This is a genomic window from Kitasatospora sp. NPDC057904, assembly GCF_042887925.1.
Taxonomy (GTDB): Bacteria; Actinomycetota; Actinomycetes; order Streptomycetales; family Streptomycetaceae; genus Kitasatospora.
In genome coordinates this window covers 980517-1004695 of record NZ_JBHVOL010000001.1, presented here as the reverse complement: position 1 = coordinate 1004695, position 24179 = coordinate 980517, and the positions used below count along the sequence as shown (strand labels likewise).

Here is a 24179-nt window from a genome sequence, read left to right as displayed (position 1 = left end):
TGACGAAATGATCAAACGAGTCCTGATCGCCAACCGCGGCGAGATCGCCCGGCGGATCGCCCGCACCTGCCGCCGCCTGGGCGTCGAGTACGTCGCCGTGCACTCCGACGCGGACCACCGCTCCGCCCACCTCGAAGGCGCCGTCGAACGCGTCCGGATCGGGCCGGCCGCGGCCGCCGAGAGCTACCTCGACGTCACCGCGCTCGTGGACGCGGCCTTACGCACCGGCTGCGACGCCGTCCACCCCGGCTACGGCTTCCTCTCCGAGCACCCCGGCTTCGCCGCGGCCGTCGCCGCCGCCGGGCTGGTCTGGGTCGGCCCCGACGCCGAGATGATCACGGCCATGGGCGACAAGTCGACCGCCCGCGCCCTGATGGCCGCCGCCGGCGTGCCCGTCCTGCCCGGCTCCGAGACCGCCACCGAATCGGCGGAGGCGATCCTCGCCGACGCCGAGCGGATCGGCTACCCCGTGATGCTCAAGCCCGTGGCGGGCGGCGGCGGCAAGGGCATGCGCGTCGTGCGCGCCGCCGCCGAACTGCCCGACGCCGTCGCCGAGGCCGTCCGGCTCGGCCGCAGCAGCTTCGGCGACGGCCGGCTGCTCGTCGAGCGCTACGTCGAGCGGCCCCGCCACCTGGAGGTCCAGGTCTTCGGCGACCGCCACGGCAACGTCGTCCACCTCTTCGAGCGCGAGTGCTCGCTGCAGCGCCGCCACCAGAAGGTCGTCGAGGAGGCCCCGGCCGCCAACCTGCCCGACGCCGTCCGCGCCGAGCTCCTGGAAGCGGCCGTCCGCGGCGCCCGTTCGCTCGGCTACGTCAACGCCGGCACCTTCGAGTTCATCGTCGACCCGGCCGACCGCTGCTACTTCCTGGAGGTCAACACCCGCCTCCAGGTGGAGCACCCGGTCACCGAGGAGATCACCGGCGTCGACCTGGTCGAGTGGCAGCTGCGCGTCGCCGACGGGCAGCCGCTCCCGCTCGCCCAGGACGAGATCACCGCCACCGGCCACGCCGTCGAGGTCCGCGTCTACGCCGAGGACCCGGCCGAGGGCTTCCGCCCCGCGCCCGGCCGCGCCGCCGCGGTGCGCTGGCCGGCCGGCGTCCGGGTCGAGGCCGCCTTCGACGACACCGCGACCGGCCACGGCACCGGCGCGGCCGGATTCGACGCGGGATTCGACACCGGCCTCGACGCCGGATTCGATGCCGGACTCGACCCCTTCGAGCCGGAGTTCGGCGGATCCGCCTTCACCGGCGGCGCCGAGGTGCCCGCCTTCTACGACCCCATGGTCGCCAAGCTGATCGCCCACGCGCCCGACCGCCCGGCCGCGCTGCGCCGCCTGGCCGACGCCGTCCGCGGCACCGCCCTGCTCGGCCTGACCACCAACCTGGGCTTCCTCGTCGAGCTCCTGCGGGCGCCCGCCGTCGTCGCCGGCCGGATGGACACCCACCTGGTGGACGCCCTGGTCGCCACCCCGGCGGAGGGCAGCACCACCCCGGCCGAGCGCGCCGAGGCCGCCGCCGCGTGCGCGGCCGCGATGCAGCTCCCGCCGCTCGACGGCGCCCCCGCCTCCCCCTGGCAGGGCACCGTCGGCCCGTCCGACCGCCGCCGGCTCGACCCGGTCGCGCCGTTCGGGCGGGTCGAACTGCGCCACGGCAGACGAACCCTGGGCGTCGGCCTCACCGCCCGCCGCGGCGCGAGCGTCGAGGTGCAGGTCGAGGGCCGGCCGTTCACCGTCGCCGCCACCGCCGTGCCCGGCAGCCCGGGCCTGTTCCGCGGGACCGTCGACGGCCTCGCCTGGACGGGCCTGCGCACCGCGGCCGGCTGGGAGCTCGGCATCGACGGGCACCGGGTGGCCCTGGCCGACCGGAGCGTCGCCGGCGCGGGCGCCGCGGCCGCCGACAACGCCGTCAAGACGCCGATGCCGGGCACCGTGGTCGGCCTCCTCTGCGAGGTCGGCGACCGGGTCGAGGAGGGGGCCGCCCTCGTCGTCGTCGAGGCGATGAAGATGGAGAACCGCATCCTCGCGCCCTTCACCGGCGTCGTCACCGCGATCACGTGCGCCGTGCGCGACCTGGTCGCCACCGAGCAGGTCCTGGTCGAACTCGCGCCCGCCGACGACGACGCCTGACCCACGCACCACCCACCCCCTGGAGCAAGGAGCCCTCGCATGTCCGCAGGAACCGACCCCGCCACGCTGTTGCTGGTCGGCGGGGTACGGGCGGTGTCGCTCGGCCTCGACATGGCGGAACTCGCCCTCGACCAAGCCCACGAGCGGGGGCTGCGCACCCACCTCACCAACCAGGAGGCGGTGCTCGCCGCCACGGAGGCGGTGACCGGCCGGGCCGGCGCCGTCTCGGCGGTGGACTTCACCGTCCCCGGCGAGACGGCCGCCTGGGCGCGCCGCCAGGTCGCGGACGGTACCCGGTTCGACGCCGTCCTCGCCCTCCAGGAGATGGCCCAGGTCGCCGCCGCCGACACCGCCGAGGCCCTCGCGCTGCCGGGCAACCCGCCGGAGGCCGTCCGCCGCGTGCGCACCAAGGACGCCTGCCGCGAGGCGCTCGCCGCGGCCGGCTTCCGCCAGCCCGCCGTCCGCCTCTGCGCCGGCACCGACGAGGCCGCGGCCTTCCTCGCCGCGTCCACCGGGCCCTGGATCGTCAAGCCCCGGGACGCGATGGGCAGCACGGGCGTGAGCCGGATCACCGGCCCGGACGGGCTGGCGGACGCCGTCGCCCTGCTGCCCGGCACCGGCCCGTTCCTGGTCGAGGAGTTCGTCGAGGGCGCCGAGTACAGCGTCGAGGGGCTCTTCCTCGACGGCGCGCCGGTCGTCCTCGCCGTCACCGAGAAGGAGAAGGTCGAGCCGCCGTTCTTCGTCGAGGTCGGCCACATCCTCCCGGCCGAACTCCCGGACGCGCGGCGGACGGAGATCGAGCGGACGGTCGCGGCGGCGCTCGACGTCCTCGGCCTGCGCCGCGGCGCCTTCCACGTCGAGCTCTGGCTCGGCCCCGACGGCATCGTGCTCGGCGAGGTCCACAACCGCTACGGCGGCGACTGGATCCACCGCATGCTCGGCCACGTGATCCCCGGGTTCCAGGTCTACGGCCTCATCTACGACGACCTGCTCGGCCTCCCGCGCGAAGCGGCCGACCTGACGCCGGTCCGGGCCGCCGCCGCCCGCTACCTCGCCCCGCCGCCGGGGAAGGTCGTCGCCGTCGACGGCTGGGAGGAGGCCGCGGCCCACCCCGACGTGCTCCGCGCCGAACTCGCCGTCGCGCCCGGCGGCACCGTCCGCCCGCTGCGCACCTCCGGGGACCGGGCCGGCGTCATCGTCGTCGGCGCCGACACCCCCGCCCAGGCCCGCAAGCTCGCCCGCGAACTCGCCGACTCGGTCCGCTTCACCGTGGAGTCCGAGTGACGACGACTGCCACCGCCCCGCCGGCGGCGAGTCTGCTGCGCCGGCTCACTGCGTCGTTGCTGCCGGGCTCCCGGCAGGGCCGGATCATGGCCGCCGGCACCACCGTGGACGCCGTGGCCAACGGCCTCTACCTGGCCACCGCCACGCTGTACTTCGTCCACTACCTGAACATCAGCGCCGTCGCCGTCGGCACCGCGATCGCCTCCGCCAACGTCGTGGGCCTGATCAGCCCGCTGGTCTTCGGGCCGGTCGCCGACCGGTTCGGCGCCCGCCCGGTCTACGTCGCGCTCACGCTCGCGCGCGGCGCCGGGTTCATCGGGTACGCCCTGGTCGGCAGCTACGCCGGGTACCTCGTCGTCACGTGCTTCACCATCGCGGCGGCGCGGGCCTGTTCACCGCTGCTGCAGGTGATCGTCGGCGAGTTCGAGGGGGCCGCCGAGCGCACGAAGACCATGGCCTCGCTGCGGGCCATCACCAACATCGGCCTCACCGCGGGCTTCCTGCTGGCCGCGCTGGTGCAGGCCGCCCACTCCCGGGCCGCGTTCGTCGCCCTGTTCCTGTTCAACGCGGCGGCCTTCACGGCGGTGGCCCTCGCCGTGGTGCGGGCCGGCCGGGTCGCGGGCGGTGCCGAAGCGCCGGCGCCCGCCGCCGGGGCCGCACCGGCCGAGGCCGCCGCGACGGGCGGATCGCCCTACCGGGACCGGCGGTTCCTGCTGGTCACCGCCGCCAACGCGATCCTGATGCTGCACGACTGCGTGCTGTTCATCCTGCTCCCGCTCTGGGTGGTGGAGCGGGCCGGGCTGCCGGCCAGCGCCAGCTCCGGCCTGCTGGCGATCAACACCGTCCTCACCGTGGTGCTCCAACTCTCCGTGGGCCGCCTCGCGCAGGGGCTCGCCAGGGCGCTGAAGATGCTCCGCGTCGCGTGCCTGTTCCTGGTGCTGGCCTGCGCGTTCTTCGCCTTCGCCGACGGACGGGGCGAGTACCTGGCGCTGGGGGCCGCGGTGGTCGCCGTCGCGATGCTGACCGTCGGGGAGAACCTCCACGCCGTCTCGCGCTGGGAGATCTCCTACGAACTCGCGCCGCCGGCGGGCCGGTCCAGCTACCTGTCGCTGTTCAGCACCGGCATGAGCGCGCAGCTGATCATCGGTCCGTTCCTGGCCACCGGCCTGCTGCTGCCGGCCGGCGCGGCGGGCTGGGTGCTGCTCGCCGCGCTGTTCGCCGGGGCCACCGCCGTCACCGTCCTCGCCTCGCGCGGCGCCGTCGCGGCCGAGCGGGCCACCTCCACGGCCGAACCGGAGGCGCTGACCAGCTGATGTCACTCTGTGTTGCTTGAGTAGGTATATAGTTGCTTGATTGAATACACGCCAGGAGTTAGGCTCCCCTGAACGTGCCGAGGACACCCCTCCGGCACGGAACCATGGGGGTGGGGACTCTTGTCGGCGGAGAGACTCACGGTGCCGCGCGAGGCACTGGACATTCCCGCGCCCCTCGACCACGACGAGTCGGCCGTCGCCGAACTCCCGGGGCTCGCCAGCCTGTTACGCGACTGGCGGGCCCGGGCCGGGCAGCGGCTCGGCCTCGGCAAGCCGCTGCCGCAGATGACCGTCGCCACCACGCTCGGCATGAGCGAGCGCTGGTACCGCGACCTGGAGCGCGGCGGCAGCGCCCGCTTCGACCCCAGGCTGCTGGGCAGGCTCGCCGACGTCCTGCTGCTCGACGCCGACGAGCGGGCCTCGCTGTACCTGTACGCGATGGGCGGCACCCCGGCCGTCGGACCGCACGCGCCCGGTGACCTGAGCAACCTCCAGGAACTGGTCGACCGTCAGATGCCGGAGCCCGCCTACCTCGCGGACCACGCCTGGAACGTCGTCGGCCACAACCGGGCCGCCGCCGAGTGGTTCCCGTGGGTCGCCCGCCCCGGCGCCAACTTCGTCCGCTGGCTGCTGACCGACCCCGAGGCCCGCGCGCAGATGGCCGACTGGACCTGGCAGGCCCGGATGACCCTCGCCATGATCCGCTTCGCCATGGCCGGCTACCCCGGCGACGAACAGCTCGTCGCGCTGCTCACCGAGGTCCTGCGCGACCCGGTCTGCCGCCGGCTGTGGGCCGGCCGGGCCTGCGTGGTCGCCAACCGCGACGGCGACCGGTTCAGCCTGCACCTGCCGCACGTCCGCCCCGAGCCCGTCGAGGTCGTCGCCCAGGTGCTCAGCCCCGGCGGCCGGCCGGACCTGCGCTTCGTCGTGCTGGCCCGGCCCTGACCTGACCCCGTCTCACTCGTAGCGCAGGCCGCTCGGCCGCATCAGGCGCAGGAGTTGCGGCAGTCCGAGGGCGGTCGTGAGGAGCACGGCACCGGCGGCGATCGCGGCCGTGGACAGCATCGCGCCCCAGTCGACGGCGAAGTCGAGCCCGGCCGTGTACTGCAGCACCGCGCCCATCCCCAGGCCGCCCGCCGTCGCCAGCAGCACGCCGAGCGCCATCGGGACGAGCGTCTGCCAGAGCACCGAGAGGCCGAGGACCCTGCGCCGGGTGCCGACGGCGTTCAGCACGCCGAGGACGCGGCGCTGCTCGCGGAAGCGCTCCAGCTGGCCGACCAGCAGGCCGAGCGCGACGAGCAGCACGGTGACCGCGGAGCCCGCGGTGAGCAGGCGCTTGACGGCGAGGTAGGTCGGGTCGAGCGTGCGGTCGAGCGGGAACTCGGTGCGCGCCTGCGGGTCGATCGCCATGACTTTGCTGGTCAACTGCTCCTTGGTGTCCGGCAGTCCGGGCTCCATCGACACCAGGACGGTCGCCGGCTGGCCGCGCAGCGCGGCGGCGGGCACGGAGCCGGGGGTGAGCAGGAGCATGCCGCTGCCCATCCGCCCGTCGGGGTCGCCGCCCACGATGCCCGGGACGGGCGTGGCGGCGGGCAGCTGCCAGGCCGCCGGTTCGCCCTGGCCGCGGAAGAAGGCGGCGTGGACGGTCGTTCCGGGCTCCGCCCCGCTGCTCGGCCTCGTCTCCGGTCCCTTGAGGACGAACGCGTCGCCGTCCTTGCAGTCGGGCAGTGTCACGAAGCCGCGCAGCACGGCGCAGCCGGCGATCCGCACCGAGGGCATCTCCCACGGCTTCCCGGTGGGGCTCTCCAGGGAGAACTCGGTGTAGGCGGCGGTCGCGGCGACCCCGGTCGTGCCGGCCAGCCGCTGGCCGAGTCCGTCGGCCCGGGGCGCGCCGCCGGGGAAGGTGACCGACTGCTGGTACGGGCCGGTCTCGGGGCGGTGGCGGGGCAGTCGCTCGTAGCCCGCGCTGACGCCGAGGAAGAGCGTCTGCAGGGCGATCGACCCGGCGATGGCCACGACGACGCCGCTGACGGCGGCCGACGCGGGCCCGGAGCCCAGCTGGAGGCGGCGGACCGCCAGCTGCCAGGACAGCCCGCCGCCGCCCGCCCGCCGGGTGACGGCCTCGACCAGCCAGGGCAGCAGCGCGCAGACGCCGATCAGCATCAGCAGCAGGCCGAACGCGACCAGCAGCGAACCGCGGGTGTCCTGCACGGAGTTGAGGAAGGCGGTGCGCGGCAGTCCGCTCGGGTTGTCCTGCGAGGGCAGCACGAGCGCGAAGACCGTCACGGCCAGTCCGGCCGGCGGGAGCAACAGCCGCCAGCCGATCCGGCGCCGGCCCGGGCCGCTGCGGCGGACCACGCCGAGCGGGTCGACGACGACCCGGCGCAGGGCGGCCAGGGTGACGCCGACGGCCAGCAGCGGCACGACGACCGCGATCACGGCGGCGATCGCCGGGTGTGGCGCGACGTCCTGCGGGTAGAAGCTGAGGTCCGCGAGCCTGATCCGCCCGATCAGCTGCCGGGCGGCCGCGAACAGGCCCGCGCCGGCGACCAGTCCGAGCACGGCGCCCACCAGCGACTCCCCGGCGGCGATCCGGGCGGTCATCCGGCGGTCCGCGCCGCCCAGGCGCAGTGCGGCGAGCCTGCGGTCGCGCCGCTCGCCGCCGAAGCGCGCGGCGGCGGCGAGGAAGACGCCGACCGGCGCGAGCATCACCATGAGGCCGACGGCGTTGAGCAGGATCAGCTTGGGGTCCATCGGCTTGGGCGGCGAGAAGTGCCCGTACGCGTCGATCCGGACGGCCCCGGTGTCCACCGTCAGGCCGTCGCCGCCGAGCACGTAGTCGGCCTGGGCCGGTCCGAGCAGCCCGGCGGGGCCGATGGTGCCGACGACGGGGTAGGGGAGGCGGTCGCGCAGGAGCTGGTTGGCCGGGTCCCGGAGGAGGTCGGCGAGGGCGGGGGAGACCACCATCCGGCCGGGCCCGGGGTAGGCGCCCACGCCCGGCGGGAGCGGCGGGTTGGCGCCCTCGGGCTGGACGACGCGGCCGCGGACGGGGGTGCCGCGGAAGGTCGTGTCGGCGGTGGCGATCAGGACGGTCCGGTCGCCGGGGGAGGGGATGACCTCGTCCTGGAAGGTGTCGTTCTGGGTGTACAGGCGGTCGTTGCGGTGCTGGACGATGCCGGGGAAGGACGCGGTGAACAGCAGCAGCGCCACCCCGAGGCCGACGCCGCACGCGGTGAGCAGCAGCCGGCCCCAGCCGTCCCGGCCGCCGTTCAGTGCCAGGCGCACTCCGAGGCCGAGGTGGTCGAGGAAGGGGGAGCGGACCGTCCCGTCCGTCCGGGTGCTCATATCGCCGCCGCCAGGTCGCGGGTGCGGCCGTCGCGGACGACGACCTCGCGGTCGGCGTAGGCGGCGACCCGGACCTCGTGGGTGACGAGGACGACGGCCGCGCCGGACTCGCGGGCGGCGCGGGTCAGGAGCTTCATGACCCGCTCGCCGTTGAGGGAGTCGAGCGCGCCGGTCGGCTCGTCGGCGAAGACGGCCCTGGGCTCGGTGATCAGCGCCCGGGCGGCGCCCACGCGCTGGCCCTGGCCGCCGGAGACCTCGCCGGGGCGCTTGGCGGCGACGTCCGCCACCTCCAGGCGCTCCAGCCACTCGGCGGCGCGCGCCTCGGCGGCCCGGCGGCGGATCCCGTTGAGGCGCAGCGGCAGGGCGACGTTCTCCAGGCAGGACAGCTCGGGGACGAGCTGGCCGAACTGGAAGAGGAACCCGAATTCGGTGCGCCGCAGGGCGGAGAGCTCGGCGTCCGAGCAGGCGGTGAGGTCACGCCCGCGGTAGGTGATCGTGCCGCTGTCGGGGCGGGCGATCCCGGCGAGGCAGTGCAGCAGCGTGGACTTGCCGGAGCCGGACGGGCCCATCACGGCGACGAGTTCGCCGGCCGCGACGGTGAGCGAGGCGCCCTCCAGGGCGGGGGTGGGCCCGTAGGACTTGTGCAGGTCCTCGGCGGAGAGCAGGGGTTCGGGGGCGGTCAACGCTGGGACTCCGTGATTCGGGCGGCGAGTTCGTCGAGGCGCGCGGCGGTGAGTTCGAGCCAGCGCAGGTCGGCCTCCAGGTGGAACAGCGCGTGGTCGCAGACCAGTTCGTCGGCGAGGTCGCCGTCGAGCTTGCGGCGGGTCAGCTCGCGCATCGCCTTGAGGTGTTCGGCGCGCTGGAGGTCGAGGACGTCGGCGGCCGGGCGGCCGGTCAGCAGGGCGAGCACGACCTTCTGGTAGAGCGTGCTCTGCAGGTACGGCTGCGGGCTCTCCGGGTGGCCGAGCCAGTCGGCGAGGTCGGTGACGCCGGCCTCGGTGATCGCGTACTTCTTGCGGTCGGGACCGCCGCCCGCCTCGACGCCCTCCACGACGACGAGCCCGTTCTTCAGGAGCCGGGACAGCGTCGAGTACACCTGCCCGTAGTGCAGGGAGCGGTCGCGCCCGAAGTGTTCGTCGTAGCGCCGTTTGATGTCGTATCCGTGGCGGGGCCGGCCTTCCAGCAGGCCGAGGAGCATCTGACCTAGTGACATGCCGGGAACTATACACACCATGTATACAGGGGTGTGAATAGTGGCCGGGTGGGGTGGGGGTGCCGGGCGGCGCTAGGATGCGCGCGACATCGTCCGGACCTGCGGGTCCATTCCACGGGGGAATTGATGACTGATCAGACGAGTGGCCGGTGGCTGGAGCTCGGCACGCCGGGCGGTATCGAGGCGTACGTCCACGGCCCGGTGGGCGAGGTGCGCGGCGCGGTGGTGGTCTGCCCGGAGCTGTACGGGGTGAACGCCTACGTCCGCGGGATCTGCGCGGAGCTCGCCGGGCTCGGGTACGTGGCGCTGGCCCCCGACTTCTACTGGCGCAGCCGGCGGCACACCGAGCTCGGCTACAGCGCGGAGGAGCGTGAAGAGGGCCTGACGCTGATGCGCGCCCTGGACCGCGACGAGCTCGTCGCCGACGCCGCCGAGGCGCTGGACTCGGCCGTCGCCTGGGCCGACGACCACGGCGTGGCCTTCGTGGGCACGAGCATGGGCGGCCACATCGCGGTGCGCGCGGCCACCGAGCTGCGCTTCGACCTGGCCGCCGTGTTCTACCCGGGCTGGCTGCTCAACTCCGGCTTCCCGCTGGTCGGCCCGGTCCCGCCGCTGGAGACGGCCGGGCGCATCGCCGCCAACGGCGTGTACCTGCTGGGTTTCTGCGGCGAGCTGGACCACATCCTCCCGCCCGAGGAGTGGCAGGAGGCCGAGCGGAAGCTCACCGAGGCCGAGGTCGGCCACGAGCTGGTCACCTACCCGGGCGCCCGCCACGGCTTCGCCGCCGACCGCCCGGCGGACCACGACGCCGCCGCCACCGCCGACGCCTGGCGCCGCGTCCACGCGGCCCTGGCCGAGCGGCTGTAGCACCCGGCCCGGATTCGGGGCGTACGACCACTGTGGTCCGTCGGTGCCGGGTCGTACACTCCCGGGATGGACCGCAGGACACCGCCCGTACTCCCCGAGCTGCCGCTCCAGGAGCTGGAGTGCTTCTCCGTGCTGGTCCACCAGCTGCACTTCGGCCGCACGGCCGGGCTGCTCGGGGTGTCGCAGGGCCGGGTCTCGCAGCTGATCAAGCGGCTGGAGGGCCGGGTCGGGGCGCCGGTGTTCGAGCGGACCAGCCGCCGGGTGGAACTGACGGAGCTGGGGCGGGAGCTGGCCGAGCAGGTGGTGCCGGCCTTCGAGCGGCTGCGGGAGGGCTTCGACGCCGCCCGGGCGCGGGCGGCGTCGGCGGACCGGCCGATGCGGGTCGGCTTCCAGTGCGTGGTGTACGAGCCGGTGGCGCGGGCCGTCGCGGGCCTGCCGGAGGGTTCGGTCCAGCTCGTCGAACTGCCCTGGGGGGATCCGTTCTCCCGGCTGGCGCAGGGCGACGTCGACCTCGCCATCGTGCTCGCGCCGTGCCGGGAGCCGGGGCTGCGCGTGCTCATGGAGTTCTCGCGGCAGCCGGTCCGCATCGCCCTGTCCGCCGCCCACCGGCTGGCCCGGGCGGCCGGGGTCTCCGCCGGGGACCTCGCCGGGCTCGGGCTCATCGAACCGCGCGGCCCCGCGCCGGACTACTGGCGCCTGGCGAACGCGCCCCGGCGGCTGCCCGACGGGCGGGACCTGGCGTACCCGGCGGGCGCCGCCACGCTCCAGGAGGGGTTGTCGACGGTGGCCAGCACCGCGCAGGGCCTGCTGCTCTGCGAGGCGAGCGTGCGGTACGTCCAGCGCCCGGACATCCGCTACCTCCCGGTGCCCGACCTGGAGCCGTCGACCCTGCTCGTCGTCCGGCGGGAGCGGGCGGTGCACGGACTGACGGAACGTTTCCTCGGGCTTCTCGCGGAATCCGTCGGCTGACCTGTCGCGCCGTTGGGCCTTCCAGCGCCTTCCTATGCCTCCAGGCTCCTCGCGGCGTCGCGGATGACGTCGAGGACGAAGGCCGGGTGCGAGAGCATCGGCACGTGGCTGCTGTCGACGGCGTAGGTCTTCGCGCCCATGCGCTCGGCGGCGGCCCGCTCCAGGTCGGGGTGCACGGTGCGGTCGTCGTTCGCGACGATGTACCAGCTCGGCTTCGTGCGCCAGGCGGTGCCGGGGACCTGCTGGGTGAACAGGTCGGCGACCGGTACGGCGCCCGTCGCGAGGACGAGCTTCTGCTCGGTCTCCGGCAGATCGCCGCAGAAGTCGCCGAGGCCCGACTCCTGGAGCCAGATGCGGCCGTCGGCGACCTCGATGTTCTTGAAGACGGGCGTGCCGGGGAACTTCTCCTGCTGGCCCTGCGAGGTCTCGTCCTCGTCGGGGGCGAGCGCCGCGATGTACACCAGCGCGCCCACCCGGTCGTGGACGCCGGCCTTGGTGATCAGGGTCCCGCCGTAGGAGTGGCCGACCAGCACGACCGGTCCCGGCACGCGGTTGATCGCGCGGGTGACGCACGCGACGTCGCCTTCGAGCGAGTCGAGGCCGTGCTGCGAGCTGAGGACCTCGTGGCCCTCGGCCTGGAGCGCGGGGATGAGCCTGCCGAAGCACGACCCGTCGGCCCAGAGCCCGTGGGCGAAGACGATGCTGGCCTTGCCGGTCATGTGATGTCCTCCTGCGTAGGTGGCGGGCCGCGACGGCGCCCTACGCCGAGTATCCGGTCGATCACTCATCGTGGCAATCCGCTCTCCCTCCGGCCCTCCCGTCCGCTAGCGCCGCGGCCGGGAGGCGACGGCGACGAGCAGCCCGGAGGCCGTCGCCAGCGCCGCCGCGAGGAGCACCGCACGGTTCCCGGCGTGGTCGATGACGAGGCCGCCCGCCAGGGAGCCGACCGCGATGCTCGCGTTGAACACGCCCGCCCACAGCGCCCCCGAGGCCTCGATCCGGGCCGGGTCGGCGGTGCGGACCCAGGTCTGCGTGGAGACCGACACCCCGCCGTACGACGCGCCCCAGAGGACGAGCGCGAGCACCACCGTCACGACGCTGCCGGTGAGGACGGGCAGCAGGCCGGTCGCCAGCGTGACCCCCGCGAGGGCGGTGGTCACGGCCGCCCTGGGGCTGCGGCCGGCGAGCGGGCCGAGCGTGAAGTTCCCGGCCACGCCCGCGAGCCCGTACACCAGGAGGCAGGCCGCGATGACGCCGGTGCCCAGGCCCGCGTCGGCTTCGAGCACCGGGCGGACGTACGTGTAGCCGGCGAAGTGGCCGAGGACGACGAGCGTCGTGACGGCCAGCCCGGTCGCGACGCCCCGGTGTCGCAGCACACCCGCGATCCCGTCGAGCCGGCCGCGCTCGTGCACGGGCAGGGCGGGCAGCGTGCGCGCGAGGACGGCGGCGCAGACCACGCCGAGGAGCGCGAGCGCCCAGAACGCGGCGCGCCAGTCGAGCAGCGCGGCGAGGTAGGTGCCCAGCGGGACGCCGAGGACGGAGGCGATCGAGACGCCGGAGAAGACCATGGTGGAGGCGAGGGCGATCCGCGGCCCGTCGACGAGGCGAGGGGCCAGCCCGGGCACGAGCCCCCACACGATGCCCATCGCCAGGCCGAGCAGGATCCGGCCGGCGACCAGGACGGTGAAATCGGGGGCGATCGCGGTCACCGCGTTGGCGACGGCGAGCAGCAGCATGTGGCCGACGAGCACGCTCCTGCGGTCGCGCAGCCCGATGAGGGCCGGGACGAAGGGGGAGACGCCCGCGCCGATGAGCCCGGTGATCGTCAGGGAGAGGCCGGTGACACCGTCGGTGACGGAGAGGCTGTCCGACATCGGCGTCAGCAGCCCGACCGGCATCATCTCGGCGGACACCACGGTGAACGTGCTCAGGGCGACGGCGACGACGGGGGACCAACGGGCCTCGGTGGAAGGCGAGTTGGCTGGAGTGAGGACTTCCGCGTTCTTCATGGCCCAAGCTCATCAGCCGGCCCGGGGGCGAGCAAGATCGATCAGCTCATGCATTGATTAGCACGGCTCATGAATCACGCCCGGCCGCGGTGCCGCCCGTGTCGGCGAGACGGGCGGCACCGCGGGGACTCACTCCGCCGGGGCGATCCGGTACCCGCCGCGCGCCGAGTACAGCGTCAGCGCCTCGACCGGACAGAAGTCGACCGCCTCGGTCAGTTCGGCCGTCAGCTCCGCGCCGTCCCCGCCGTACCCGGCCACCGGCTCGGCCAGGCCCTCCGCCCCGAGCGCCAGCGAATCGGGCGCGCTGAGGGCGCACATCCCGGAGCCGATGCAGCGGTCCCGGTCGACGCGGACGACGACCGTCTCGGCGCCCGCCGCGGAGCCGGTCTCGGCACCCGTCTCTGGACCGGCCGTCACCAGGCCACCTGCAGCGAGTTCGGACTGCGGGTCAGCAGCCCGCGCCGCCAGTCGATCGAGCCGGCCGGGTCGGTGAGCCGCAGCGAGGGCAGCCGGCGGGCCAGCCGGTGCAGGGCCAGTTCGAGCTCCATCCGGGCCAGCCACGCGCCCAGGCAGTGGTGCGGTCCGGCGCCGAAGGTGTACATCGGCGCGACGAGCGGGGAGAACAGCTCGGTCAGCAGGTCCCCGGTGAAGACCTCCGGGTCCATGTTGGCCGCGCTGGTGTCGGCGGCGACCACGCTGCCGGCCGGGATGACCACCCCGCCGATCTCGACCTCCTCCACGGTGCGCCGCAGCAGGCCGGGGAAGTAGTCGGTGTCCCCGAGCGGCACGGCCCGCAGCAGCTGTTCGGTCGCGGCGGCGGCGCTGGCCTCGTCGGCGGCCAGCCGCTGCCAGGCGTCGCGCCCGTCGCCCAGGAGGTAGACGAGCGCGTTGCCGAGGGACGTCATCGTGGTCTCGTGCCCGGCCACGACGAGCCCGATCACGAGCGTGACCAGCTGCCCCTCGGTGATCGAGCCGTCCTCGGCGGCGGCCGCCAGCAGGCTGCTGACCAGGTCCTCGCCCGGGTCGGCGCGCCGCTCGGCGATCACGGCGGAGCCGAATTCGGCGAACTCGCCCATCGCGGTGACGATCGCCTCGGCGCTGTGGGCGGTGGTGGAGAGCGCGTGGTCGCTCCAGTGGGCGAGCCGCTTGCTGTCCAGGTTGTCCAGCCCCATCAGCCGGCTGATCACCGCGACCGGCAGCGGGCGGGTGTAACCGGCGACGATGTCGGCCGGGTTGCCGTGGTCGATCAGCTCGTCGATCAGGCCCTCGATCACCGAGGCCACCCAGGGCCGCCAGCGCGCGATCGCGCGCGGCGTGAACGCCCGCTGCACGGTGCGGCGCAGCCGCTGGTGCTCGGTGCCGTCGATGTTCAGCATGCTGTTCGGATCGTCCAGCAGGTTGGGCGCGTTGGTGAGCGGCGGCGCGTCCGGCGCGTACAGCGGAGCGCGGCCGAGCCGCGGGTCGGTGAGGACCTGCCGCACGTCGGCGTGCCGGCTGACCAGCCAGACCGGGGTGCCGGTGGGCAGCGCGGAGAGCCGGGGCGGACCGGCCTCGGCGTGGCGCGGGCAGTGCAGCGGCGTGAGCGGGGCGGTGCCGGTGCCGGCACCGGTCGCACTGTTCTCGGCGGACATCCGTACTCCAGACTCCAGGGCGGTGGGCCGCGCGGGCGGCCCGGCGGGGGGTGGAACCGGGGAGGTGCGGGGGACGGGTGGGGCGGGCCGGCGGACGGCTCGGCTCTGGCCGGCGGGTGGGACCGGGATCGGACGGGACCGGGGTCCGGGTACGCGGACCCGGCCGACGGGTGGGACCGGGTGGGACCGGGGCGGGCGAGGTCGGGCGCGCCGGTCGTGCCGGGGCGCGCCGGTCGTCACGGGAGTGTGCTGAGCGTCATCGCGTGGACCGCTTCTGCTACGACCGTACGTGGGCGGCGGTCCGCGCGTCTGCGGTACTTCCGGCCAACGCCGATGCTTTCCGGGCACTTCGGCGCGCACGCACGGGCGCCCGGCGCCCTCCGTGCGCCCCCGGCCGAGCTGGGCCGCGATCGGCTCCGGGTATGCCGCCGTCATATCCCGGGACCTGGGCGGACGGTGATCCGGTGACCGGACCCGCCCGCCGGGCGGGCGCGGGCGTGGACGATACGCTTCGTGGGCAAGTGGTTCGACGCAGGTCACGCCGGGTGCGACGGCGCCCCGGCCGACGGAGGTGGAAACGGATGGCCCAGCAGGTCAAGGCAGTCATCGCGCGTGCCAAGGGCGCGCCCGTGGAGGTGACCACGATCGTCGTGCCGGACCCGGGGCCGGGCGAGGCCGTCGTCCGGATCCAGGCCTGCGGCGTGTGCCACACCGACCTCCACTACCGCGAGGGCGGGATCAACGACGAGTTCCCGTTCCTCCTCGGCCACGAGGCCGCGGGCGTCGTCGAGTCGGTCGGCGAGGGCGTCACCGAGGTCGCCCCGGGCGACTTCGTCGTCCTCAACTGGCGCGCGGTGTGCGGCCAGTGCCGGGCGTGCCGGCGCGGCCGTCCGCAGTACTGCTTCGACACCCACAACGCGAAGCAGAAGATGACGCTGCTGGACGGCACCGAGCTGTCCCCGGCGCTCGGCATCGGCGCGTTCGCCGAGAAGACCCTCGTCGCGGCCGGCCAGTGCACCAAGGTCGACCCGGCCGCCGAGCCGGCCGTCGCGGGCCTGCTGGGCTGCGGCGTGATGGCGGGCCTCGGCGCCGCGATCAACACCGGCGGCGTCGGGCGGGGCGACTCGGTCGCCGTGATCGGCTGCGGCGGCGTCGGCGGCGCGGCGGTCCTGGGCTCCCGGCTGGCGGGCGCGGCGCGGATCATCGCCGTCGACATCGACGACCGCAAGCTGGAGACGGCCCGCGGCCTCGGCGCCACCCACACCGTCAACTCCCGCACCACCGACCCGGTCGAGGCCATCCGCGAGCTCACCGGCGGCCACGGCGCGGACGTCGTCGTCGAGGCGGTCGGCCGCCCCGAGACCTACAAGCAAGCGTTCTACGCGCGCGACCTCGCCGGCACCGTCGTCCTGGTCGGCGTGCCCACCCCGGAGATGACGCTGGAGCTCCCGCTGCTCGACGTCTTCGGCCGCGGCGGCGCCCTCAAGTCCTCCTGGTACGGCGACTGCCTGCCCTCCCGGGACTTCCCGATGCTCATCGACCTCTACCTCCAGGGCCGCCTGGACCTCGGCGCGTTCGTCACCGAGACCATCGAACTCGACGCGGTGGAGCAGGCGTTCGAGCGCATGCACCAGGGCGACGTGCTCCGCTCGGTGGTGGTCCTGTGACCGCGCGCGTGGACCGTCTCGTGACGGCCGGGGTCTTCGAACTCGACGGCGGCAGCTGGGAGGTGGAGAACAACGTCTGGATCGTCGGCGACGACACCGAGGCCGTGGTGATCGACGCCGCGCACGACGCCGACGCGATCGAGGCCGCGCTCGGCGGGCGCCGACTGCTGGCGATCGTCTCCACCCACGCCCACAACGACCACGTCGACGCCGCCCCCGCGCTCGCCGAGCGCACCGGCGCGCCGATCCTGCTGCACCCCGACGACCTCCCGCTGTGGAAGCTCACCCACCCCGAGCGCCTCCCGGACGGCGAACTCGCCGACGGCCAGCGGATCGAGGTGGCCGGCACCGCGCTGACCGTCCTGCACACCCCCGGCCACGCGCCGGGCGCCGTCTGCCTGCACGCCCCGGAGCTCGGCACCGTCTTCACCGGCGACACCCTCTTCCACGGCGGGCCGGGCGCGACGGGCCGGTCGTTCTCGCACTTCCCGACGATCATCGACTCCATCCGGGACCGCCTCCTCACCCTCCCGCCCGAGACGGTGGTCCGCACCGGCCACGGCGACCCGACCACGATCGGCGCCGAGGCCCCGGCCCTGCCCGAATGGATCGCCCGCGGGCACTGACGCCCGGCGGCCCCGGGGCGGGTGCGCCCGCCCCGGGGGCCGTACGATCACGGCCATGGCCCACGACCCCCGCGACCTCGACGACGCGTTCCTCGCCTTCTGGCGCGAGCGTCACATCGCCACCCTCACCACTCGGCGCCCCGACGGCTCCCCGCACGTCGTACCCGTCGGCGTCACCTTCGACCCGCAGACCGGCATCGCCCGGGTGATCACCAGCCGCACCAGCCGCAAGGCCCGCAACGTCGCCGAAGCCGGCCCCGGCGGCCAGCGCGTCGCCGTCTGCCAGGTCGACCGCGCCCGCTGGTCCACGCTGGAGGGCGTCGCCGTCGTGCGTTCCGCCGCCGAGGAGGTGGCCGACGCCGAGCGCCGCTACGCCGCCCGCTACCGCGAGCCGCGCGTCAACCCGGACCGCGTCGTCCTGGAGATCACCGTCGACCGCGTCCTCGGCCGCGCCTGACGCTCCTGCCCGGCCTCACTCCGCCGGGGGCCGGACGCCTCCGACGGATCGGTTGACGCGCGTTGACGGCGCGTTGACCGTGCGTCGACGTCGGGTTCCTACGGTCGGTCCATCGGCAAGTTCCGCACCGCTCCGAAGGACTGACATGATCGACCCCGCCGTGTCGTCGCGCCGCGACACGCCCTGGATCGGCGACGATCCGCGCTTCACCGAGTTGCGCGCCTCCTACCGCAGGTTCGTCTTCCCGGTGACGGCGGCGTTCCTGCTCTGGTTCCTGGCGTACGTGCTCTGCTCGGCCTACGCCCGCGGCTTCATGGCGACCAAGGTCGCCGGGAACGTCAACGTGGCCCTGGTCTTCGGGCTGCTGCAGTTCGTCTCGACGTTCGGCATCGCCCTGGCCTACGGGCGGTTCGCGGCCCGGCGGCTGGACCCGCTGGCCGCGGCCCTGCGCGACGTGACGGCGAACCGCCCGGCGGCTCCGGCCGGTCGTGGCACCCGGGAAGCGACGGAGGCCCAGGCATGACCCAGCACCTCGAGCTCGCCGCCGCGGCGGCGCAGCCGGCCTCGCACAAGGGCCTGACCATCGGCCTGTTCGTCGCCCTCGTGGCGGTGACCCTCGTGATCACCCTCTGGGCGCGCCGCAGCACCCGGGGCACCGGCGGCTTCTACACCGGCGGCGGCCAGTTCTCGGCGCTGCAGAACGGGATCGCGATCTCGGGCGACTACCTGTCCGCGGCCTCGTTCCTCGGCATCGCCGGGATCATCGCGCTGGCCGGGTACGACGGCTTCCTCTACTCGATCGGCTTCCTGGTCGCCTGGCTGGTCGCGCTGCTGCTGGTGGCCGAACTGCTGCGCAACACCGGGCGGTTCACCATGGCCGACGTGCTGGCCGCGCGGCTGCGCAGCGGGCCGATGCGCACGGCCGCGGGCGTGTCGACGATCGTGGTCTCGATCTTCTACCTGATCGCGCAGATGGTCGGCGCGGCGACGATCGTGGGGCAGCTGCTCGACGTCAAGGGCGCCTCCGCGCAGATCTGGACCATCGTCGGGGTCGGCGCCCTGATGATCGTCTACGTGGTGGTCGGCGGGATGAAGGGCACCACCTGGGTGCAGATCGTCAAGGCGGGTCTGCTGATCGCCGGTGCGGCCACGATGACCCTGTGGGTGCTGGCGAAGTACGGCTTCGACCTCAGCCACCTGCTCGGGGACGCCGCGACGGCGTCCAAGAAGGGCGATGCCTTCCTCCAGCCCGGCCTGAAGTACGGGTCGACCGACGGCTGGTCGAAGCTCGATCTGGTCAGCCTGGGCGTGGCCCTGGTGCTGGGCACCGCGGCGCTGCCGCACGTGCTGGTGCGCTTCTACACCGTCCCGACCGGCAAGGACGCGCGCAAGTCGGTGAACTGGGCGATCGGCATCATCGGGGTGTTCTACCTGATGACCCTGGTGCTGGGCTTCGGCGCGGCCGCACTGGTGGGCACGGCGACGATCAGGGAGAAGGACCCGTCCGGCAACACCGCCGCCACGCTGCTGGCCGAGCACCTCGGCGGCGGCGCGGGCACCACCGGCGGCTCGCTGATGCTGGCCTTCATCGCGGCGGTGGCGTTCGCCACCATCCTGGCGGTCGTCGCGGGGCTCACGCTGACCTCCTCGTCGTCGTTCGCCCATGACCTCTACGCCAGCGTCATCCGCAAGGGCCGGGCGACGGAGCGGCAGGAGCTGCGGACGGCGAAGGTCGCGGCCGTGGTCATCGGCGCGGTCGCGGTCGTGCTGTCGATCTTCGCCCGGGACCTCAACGTGGCGTTCCTGGTGGCGCTGGCCTTCGCCATCGCGGCCTCGGCCAACCTGCCGGCGATCCTGCTGACCCTGTTCTGGCGGGGCTTCACCACCTTCGGTGCCAAGTGCGGCATCTACGCGGGCCTGGTCGCCTCGATCGGCCTGGTGCTGCTCTCCCCGATCTGCTGGGGCGGCGCGAGCGGTACGGTCCACGCGGTGAAGCTGACGGCCGCCCAGGCGAAGGACTGCGGGGTGGCGGTGACCAGCAAGGAGGTCGGCAACGCCACGGCGCTGATCTCCTGCACGACCACGGCGCCGGTCCCGCTGCAGAACCCGGGCGTCGTCTCGATCCCGATCGGGTTCGCCGCCGCCGTCCTCGGCTCGCTGGCCGGCGGCCGCCGCCGTCGCGACGAGGACCCGGACGGGCGGTCCTTCGAGGACCTGGAGGTCCGGGCCCTCACCGGGGCAGGGCGGTAGCCGTGGAAACCCGTACCAATCTCGACGAGTTCCTCTCCGACCTCGCGCGCTACGCGGCCGCCGACGTCCTGACCGCCCAGCTCACCGCGGACACCCTGCGCAAGTACCTGCGGGCCGGGCTGATCGTCCCGGACGACCTGTGCGCCGGTGACACCGACGGCTACGCGCAGCGGCTGCTGCACGCCGGACCGACGCACTCCGTGGTGGCCCTGACCTGGCTGCCCGGGCAGTCGACCCCGGTCCACGACCACGTCGCCTGGTGCGTGTCCGGCGTGCTGGAGGGCGTGGAGGTGGACGAGGCGTACCGGCTGTGGCGGGTGCCCCGCTCCGGCCGCAGGGTGCTGGTGCCGGCCGGCCGGACCACCTGCTCGCCCGGCCGGGTGCAGCTCCTGGTGCCGCCCGACGAGGACATCCACCGGGTGTCGAACGGCGGCACCGGCCGGGCGGTCTCGCTGCACGTCTACGGGGCGGACATCTCGCTGAGCGGGCACAGCTCGATCAACCGGGTCTTCGGGCAGGAGGTGGTCGACGTCCCGCCGGACGGGGCCCGGCTGGTGAGCTGGCGGCGTTCGGACGGCCTCGCGCCGTGACCGGCGCGGCGTGAGGAGACGGGCCGCCCGATCCGGGCGGCCCGTCAGCCGTGTTCCGGCGTCCCGGCGAGCTCGTGCAGGGAGGCCTTGAGGGCGGCGACGAAGCGGTCCTGGGTGGCCTCGTCGACCAGGTCGAGCGAGAGGTAGGGGTTGAGGTCCTCCAGCTCGACGAGGAGGAGGTCGCCCTCGGGCGTGCGGCAGGCGTCGACGCGCTGGATGCCGTGCTCGATCGTGTTCCAGGCGATGAAGCGGCGGGCGAAGTCGAGGTCGGCGGCGGTGGGTCCGTACGGTTCGAGGCGCCAGCGCTGCTCGGGGTCGGGGGCGTGCAGCGCGTACTGGAAGGCGTCGTCGACGAAGTAGAACGAGACCTCGTACGCGAAGCGGACCAGCGGCTGGACCAGGACGCCGTCCCCGAACGCGACGGAACCGAGCTCCTCGCGGGGGACGATCCGCAGGCCGATCGAGTCGGCGCCGAGCTTCGGCTTGACGACGTACTCGGGCACGACGGGCAGCCGCCCGAGGTCCTCGGCCCGGTCGGCGGTGGGGATGACGGGGTACCCGGCGGCATCGAGGTCGACCAGGTACTGCTTGCCGGCCATGTCGGCGCGCCCGGTGAGCTGGTTGTAGACGCGGGTGCCGCGGTCGAGGGCGCGGTCCCGGAAGGCCTCGTACGCGGCGCGGTAGTTCAGCACCGGGCCGCTGTTGCGCACGAGGACGAGGTCGAAGGCGTCCATCAGCGTGGCGGCGTCGAGGGGGTGGCACAGGGCGACGTCGAAGTCCTCGCGCAGGCGCGCGGAGAGCCGGATGTCCTCGTCGCAGTAGCGGCGGCCGCGGGCCGGGTAGGCCAGGTCGGTGACGAACAGGACGCGGGGCTTGGCGGCGGACATGTCTCTCCTGAAGATCATTTCTCCAGCTCAGCCTACTACTGCGCATCCACGGAGGGAGGCCGGTGACGTAGGACGCCGGCGGCCTCGGTGCCCACCGTCAAATGACTGATGTGCGCCCCGTGACCGGTCGGCGAGAGTCATGGGCGCCGGGTGATGCCCAGGCGCTTGTGGACGTGAGGGAACGAGGAGAACAACGATGGCAACCAGTCAGCTCGCCGGGAAGTGGAAGACGGCCGTGGTCGCCGGGGCCGCGGCCCTCGCCGTCACCGGCGGCATCGCCGCGCCGGCCAGTGCGGCGCCCCTGCTGGGCTCGGCGAGCGGTGCCCGGCTGGGGGAGCCGGCGCAGCCCCGCGACCCGGGTGCCCGCAGGCACCACTGGATCGTCCAGGCCCAGTACGGCACCGTGTCCGCCCTGAACCGGGCGACCAACTACGCCTGGCAGCGCAACTACAAGGACTGGACGGTCGCCATCATCGGCAACAACATCCAGGGCAACAAGGTCACCGTCTACACCAAGATCACCAACCTGTTCTACGGTGAGGGCGGCGTCATCGGCGCCCAGACGGCGCCGACGCCGCAGGTGCTGATCGCCCAGAACACCATCAAGGCCCAGGGCGGCGTCAGCATCATCACCGAGATCGTGAACGTCCACTTCATCAGCCCCAAGTGGGAGGACGTCTACAGTGCCGACTGCCGTGCCCAGGAGAACATCTTCGACGCGGTGAAGGCGCAGCTCGCCTGCACCCTGGGCTGAGCCGGAGCCGCTCACGGGCCACCGGCCAGCGTGCGGAGCACGTCCAGGCCGGCGGCGATCGCGGGTTCGTGCGCCGTGTTGTGGCGGACGGCGACCTCGATCCTGCGGGTGAGGGTGTCGTCCGCCACCGGCCGTGCGGTCAGCGTGGACGGCAGGTGGGCCGTGGCCAGCCGGGGGATCAGCGCGGCGTGGCCCGCGCTCTCGGCGAGGGCGATCATCGCGGAGAAGTCGGTGCAGACGTTCCTGACCCGCGGGGTGAAGCCGGCCGAGCGGCAGGCCTGGAGGACGGCGGCGCCGCAGGCGGTCTGCGGCGGCGCGGTGGTCCAGTGGGCGTCCGCGAGCTCGCGCAGGTCGATCGGCGCACCCGTCGGCCGGGCCGCCGGGTGACCGGACGGCAGCACGGCGACCAAGGGATCGGACCGCAGCGCCCGGGTCTCCACGTCCGCGTGCGGGGGCGTGGCCAGGTTGTCGTACCGGTAGACGACGGCGAGGTCGGCGCGCCGCTGGAGCAGCAGCCGGACGGCGGCCTCGGGCTCGGCCTCGGTGATGTGGAGCCGCACGTCCGGGTGGGCGGTCTTCAGGGCGGTGCCGAGCGGGGCGGCCAGCGGTACGAGGGCGCTGGGGAAGCAGGCGAGGCGGAGCGGGCCCGCGGGGCTCCCGGTCTCGGCGTGCAGGCGGATGCGGGCGTGCTCCAGGGCGGCGAGCACGTGCTCGGTGTCGCCGGCGAGGCGGCGGCCCGCGGCCGTGAGGTGGACGGAGCGGCCGGTGCGTTCCAGGAGGCGGGTGCCGGTCTCCTCTTCGAGCAGCCGCAGCTGCTGCGAGACGGCGGACGGCGTGACGCCGTGGAGGTCGGCCACGGCGGTGACCGTGCCGTGGGCCTCCAGGTCGCGGAGGAGGACGAGTCGTCGAACGTCGAGCATCAGTTCATCTTAAGGAAGCGGTGTAGGAGATGTAGCTGGACACGGGTGCGCCCGGTTGGCGACCCTGGCTGCTCCAGTCCAGGTCCCATGAGCAGTGCCAGGAGAGTTCCGTGCGCGCCACCGTGATCCACGCCCCCACCGACATCCGGATCGAGGAGGTGCCCGACCCGGTGGTGCGGCGGCCGACCGACGCCGTCGTGCGGGTGGTCAACGCCTGCATCTGCGGCAGCGACCTGTGGGCGTACCGCGGCGTGGCGCCCCGGGTGGCCGGGCAGCGGATCGGCCACGAGTTCCTCGGCATCGTCGAGGAGGTTGGCGCCGAGGTGTCCGGCTTCGCCCGCGGCGACTTCGTGGTGGCCCCGTTCGTCTGGTCGGACGGCACCTGCGAGTTCTGCCGCGACGGCCTGCACACCTCCTGCCCGCGGGGCGGCTTCTGGGGCGAGGTCGGCTCCGACGGTGGCCAGGGCGAGGCCGTCCGGGTCCCCTTCGCCGACGGCACCCTGGTCAGGCTGCCCAAGGAGGCGGCCGGGGACGAGGCGCTGCTGCCCGGCCTGCTCGCCCTGTCCGACGTGATGAGCACCGGCCACCACGCGGCGGTCTCGGCGCGGGTGCGTCCGGGCGCGACGGTCGCCGTGGTCGGCGACGGCGCGGTCGGCCTGTGCGGGGTGCTCGCCGCGCAGCGGCTCGGCGCCGGCCGGATCATCGCGCTGGGCCGCCACGAGGCGCGCACGGCCATCGCCCGCAAGTTCGGCGCCACGGACGTCGTCGCCGAGCGCGGGGAGGCCGCGATCGAGGCGGTCAGGGAGCTGACCGGCGGCACCGGCGCGCACGCCGTCCTGGAGGCCGTCGGCACCGAGGAGTCGATGCGCACCGCGATCTCCATCGCCCGCGACGGCGGCGCGGTCGGCTACGTCGGCGTGCCGCACGGCGGCAGCGCCGGCGTCGACATCCGGCAGATGTTCGACCGCAACGTGGCGGTCGTCGGCGGCGTCGCCCCCGCCCGCGCCTACATCCCCGAGCTGCTGCCCGACGTCCTCTCCGGCGCGATCGACCCGGGCCTCGTCTTCGACCGCACCGTCACCCTCGACGGCGTGCCGGACGGCTACCGCGCGATGGACGACCGCTCGGCGCTGAAGGTCCGGATCGCCTTCTGACGTCCCGCCGTTGCCGGGCCGCAGGCTCCCGCCGGGGCCGCACGGTCCCCGCGGCCCGGGCTCGCCTCGTCGGGTGAGGTCGGGGCGCGGTGGGGCGTGGGGGACGGGAGGGGCGGGG

The 24179-nt window shown here is 74.3% G+C and carries 23 protein-coding genes; 14 read left to right on the top strand and 9 right to left on the bottom strand.

Annotation, left to right across the window (positions count from 1 at the left end):
• Nucleotides 1-7 precede the first annotated feature (7 nt).
• The 4 genes from ACFVSN_RS04625 to ACFVSN_RS04610 all read left to right on the top strand — a co-directional run bounded on the left by ACFVSN_RS04625 (nt 8) and on the right by ACFVSN_RS04610 (nt 5667).
• Complete coding sequence (locus ACFVSN_RS04625; protein ID WP_387592863.1) at nt 8-2125, top strand: biotin carboxylase N-terminal domain-containing protein; 2118 nt, start codon at nt 8-10, stop codon at nt 2123-2125.
• Between the two features lie 39 nt (nt 2126-2164).
• On the top strand, nt 2165-3409 hold the full coding sequence (locus ACFVSN_RS04620; RefSeq protein WP_387592860.1) for an ATP-grasp domain-containing protein: 1245 nt from the start codon (nt 2165-2167) through the stop codon (nt 3407-3409).
• Nucleotides 3406-4722, top strand: coding sequence for an MFS transporter (locus ACFVSN_RS04615; protein WP_387592857.1), 1317 nt, complete (start codon nt 3406-3408; stop codon nt 4720-4722). The genes ACFVSN_RS04620 and ACFVSN_RS04615 overlap by 4 nt, the downstream gene beginning before the upstream one ends.
• A gap of 120 nt (nt 4723-4842) precedes the next feature.
• Nucleotides 4843-5667: a helix-turn-helix transcriptional regulator gene (locus ACFVSN_RS04610; RefSeq protein WP_380439241.1), complete on the top strand. Its 825-nt coding sequence runs from the start codon at nt 4843-4845 to the stop codon at nt 5665-5667.
• A gap of 12 nt (nt 5668-5679) precedes the next feature.
• On the opposite strand, the gene ACFVSN_RS04605 is transcribed toward ACFVSN_RS04610, so the two are convergent.
• From ACFVSN_RS04605 to ACFVSN_RS04595, 3 genes are read right to left on the bottom strand one after another with little or no spacing between them, the layout of a single operon-like run.
• Nucleotides 5680-8067, bottom strand: coding sequence for an FtsX-like permease family protein (locus tag ACFVSN_RS04605; RefSeq protein WP_387592854.1), 2388 nt, complete (start codon nt 8065-8067; stop codon nt 5680-5682).
• Nucleotides 8064-8750: an ABC transporter ATP-binding protein gene (locus tag ACFVSN_RS04600; protein ID WP_380495408.1), complete on the bottom strand. Its 687-nt coding sequence runs from the start codon at nt 8748-8750 to the stop codon at nt 8064-8066. Before ACFVSN_RS04600 ends, ACFVSN_RS04605 begins: the two co-directional genes overlap by 4 nt.
• Complete coding sequence (locus ACFVSN_RS04595; RefSeq protein ID WP_380439235.1) at nt 8747-9280, bottom strand: PadR family transcriptional regulator; 534 nt, start codon at nt 9278-9280, stop codon at nt 8747-8749. Before ACFVSN_RS04595 ends, ACFVSN_RS04600 begins: the two co-directional genes overlap by 4 nt.
• 126 nt (nt 9281-9406) lie before the next feature.
• Here ACFVSN_RS04595 and ACFVSN_RS04590 point away from each other — a divergent pair, with 126 nt between their 5' ends.
• The gene (locus ACFVSN_RS04590) at nt 9407-10147 is read left to right on the top strand and encodes a dienelactone hydrolase family protein (protein ID WP_387592850.1); all 741 of its coding nucleotides are present in this window, start codon (nt 9407-9409) and stop codon (nt 10145-10147) included.
• Between the two features lie 66 nt (nt 10148-10213).
• Nucleotides 10214-11116, top strand: a complete 903-nt coding sequence (locus ACFVSN_RS04585) for a LysR family transcriptional regulator (protein ID WP_387592847.1) — start codon at nt 10214-10216, stop codon at nt 11114-11116.
• 32 nt (nt 11117-11148) lie between these two features.
• Here the strand turns inward: ACFVSN_RS04585 and ACFVSN_RS04580 are convergent, their stop codons facing one another.
• The 4 genes from ACFVSN_RS04580 to ACFVSN_RS04565 form a co-directional block, all read right to left on the bottom strand.
• The gene (locus ACFVSN_RS04580; RefSeq protein WP_380439229.1) at nt 11149-11835 is read right to left on the bottom strand and encodes an alpha/beta fold hydrolase; all 687 of its coding nucleotides are present in this window, start codon (nt 11833-11835) and stop codon (nt 11149-11151) included.
• Between the two features lie 105 nt (nt 11836-11940).
• A complete protein-coding gene (locus ACFVSN_RS04575) occupies nt 11941-13125 on the bottom strand; it encodes an MFS transporter (protein ID WP_387592844.1) in 1185 nt (394 codons plus the stop codon).
• Nucleotides 13126-13254: 129 nt separating this feature from the next.
• The gene (locus ACFVSN_RS04570; protein ID WP_380495419.1) at nt 13255-13542 is read right to left on the bottom strand and encodes a ferredoxin; all 288 of its coding nucleotides are present in this window, start codon (nt 13540-13542) and stop codon (nt 13255-13257) included.
• Nucleotides 13539-14756, bottom strand: a complete 1218-nt coding sequence (locus ACFVSN_RS04565) for a cytochrome P450 (protein ID WP_380439224.1) — start codon at nt 14754-14756, stop codon at nt 13539-13541. Before ACFVSN_RS04565 ends, ACFVSN_RS04570 begins: the two co-directional genes overlap by 4 nt.
• 581 nt (nt 14757-15337) lie before the next feature.
• On the opposite strand from ACFVSN_RS04565, the gene ACFVSN_RS04560 reads away from it, so the two are divergent.
• The 6 genes from ACFVSN_RS04560 (at nt 15338) to ACFVSN_RS04535 (ending at nt 20346) form a co-directional block, all read left to right on the top strand.
• On the top strand, nt 15338-16423 hold the full coding sequence (locus ACFVSN_RS04560) for an S-(hydroxymethyl)mycothiol dehydrogenase (RefSeq protein ID WP_359970931.1): 1086 nt from the start codon (nt 15338-15340) through the stop codon (nt 16421-16423).
• Nucleotides 16420-17049 carry an MBL fold metallo-hydrolase gene (locus ACFVSN_RS04555; protein WP_387602048.1) on the top strand — a complete coding sequence of 210 codons (630 nt, stop codon included), beginning with the start codon at nt 16420-16422 and terminating at the stop codon, nt 17047-17049. The genes ACFVSN_RS04560 and ACFVSN_RS04555 overlap by 4 nt, the downstream gene beginning before the upstream one ends.
• 55 nt (nt 17050-17104) lie before the next feature.
• The gene (locus ACFVSN_RS04550; protein WP_380439218.1) at nt 17105-17506 is read left to right on the top strand and encodes a pyridoxamine 5'-phosphate oxidase family protein; all 402 of its coding nucleotides are present in this window, start codon (nt 17105-17107) and stop codon (nt 17504-17506) included.
• Between the two features lie 145 nt (nt 17507-17651).
• Nucleotides 17652-18029, top strand: a complete 378-nt coding sequence (locus ACFVSN_RS04545) for a DUF485 domain-containing protein (RefSeq protein WP_380439216.1) — start codon at nt 17652-17654, stop codon at nt 18027-18029.
• Nucleotides 18026-19756 carry a cation acetate symporter gene (locus tag ACFVSN_RS04540; protein ID WP_387602051.1) on the top strand — a complete coding sequence of 577 codons (1731 nt, stop codon included), beginning with the start codon at nt 18026-18028 and terminating at the stop codon, nt 19754-19756. The genes ACFVSN_RS04545 and ACFVSN_RS04540 overlap by 4 nt, the downstream gene beginning before the upstream one ends.
• A 2-nt stretch (nt 19757-19758) precedes the next feature.
• Nucleotides 19759-20346, top strand: a complete 588-nt coding sequence (locus ACFVSN_RS04535) for a cysteine dioxygenase (protein ID WP_380439212.1) — start codon at nt 19759-19761, stop codon at nt 20344-20346.
• A 44-nt stretch (nt 20347-20390) separates the two neighbouring features.
• Here ACFVSN_RS04535 and ACFVSN_RS04530 read toward each other — a convergent pair whose 3' ends face one another.
• Nucleotides 20391-21233: a hypothetical protein gene (locus ACFVSN_RS04530; protein ID WP_380439210.1), complete on the bottom strand. Its 843-nt coding sequence runs from the start codon at nt 21231-21233 to the stop codon at nt 20391-20393.
• Nucleotides 21234-21429: 196 nt separating this feature from the next.
• Here ACFVSN_RS04530 and ACFVSN_RS04525 point away from each other — a divergent pair, with 196 nt between their 5' ends.
• Nucleotides 21430-21987: a hypothetical protein gene (locus tag ACFVSN_RS04525; RefSeq protein WP_387602055.1), complete on the top strand. Its 558-nt coding sequence runs from the start codon at nt 21430-21432 to the stop codon at nt 21985-21987.
• An 11-nt stretch (nt 21988-21998) separates the two neighbouring features.
• Here ACFVSN_RS04525 and ACFVSN_RS04520 read toward each other — a convergent pair whose 3' ends face one another.
• Complete coding sequence (locus tag ACFVSN_RS04520; RefSeq protein WP_387602058.1) at nt 21999-22907, bottom strand: LysR family transcriptional regulator; 909 nt, start codon at nt 22905-22907, stop codon at nt 21999-22001.
• 110 nt (nt 22908-23017) lie between these two features.
• Here ACFVSN_RS04520 and ACFVSN_RS04515 point away from each other — a divergent pair, with 110 nt between their 5' ends.
• Nucleotides 23018-24061 carry a zinc-dependent alcohol dehydrogenase family protein gene (locus ACFVSN_RS04515; protein WP_387602061.1) on the top strand — a complete coding sequence of 348 codons (1044 nt, stop codon included), beginning with the start codon at nt 23018-23020 and terminating at the stop codon, nt 24059-24061.
• Nucleotides 24062-24179: the final 118 nt, after the last annotated feature.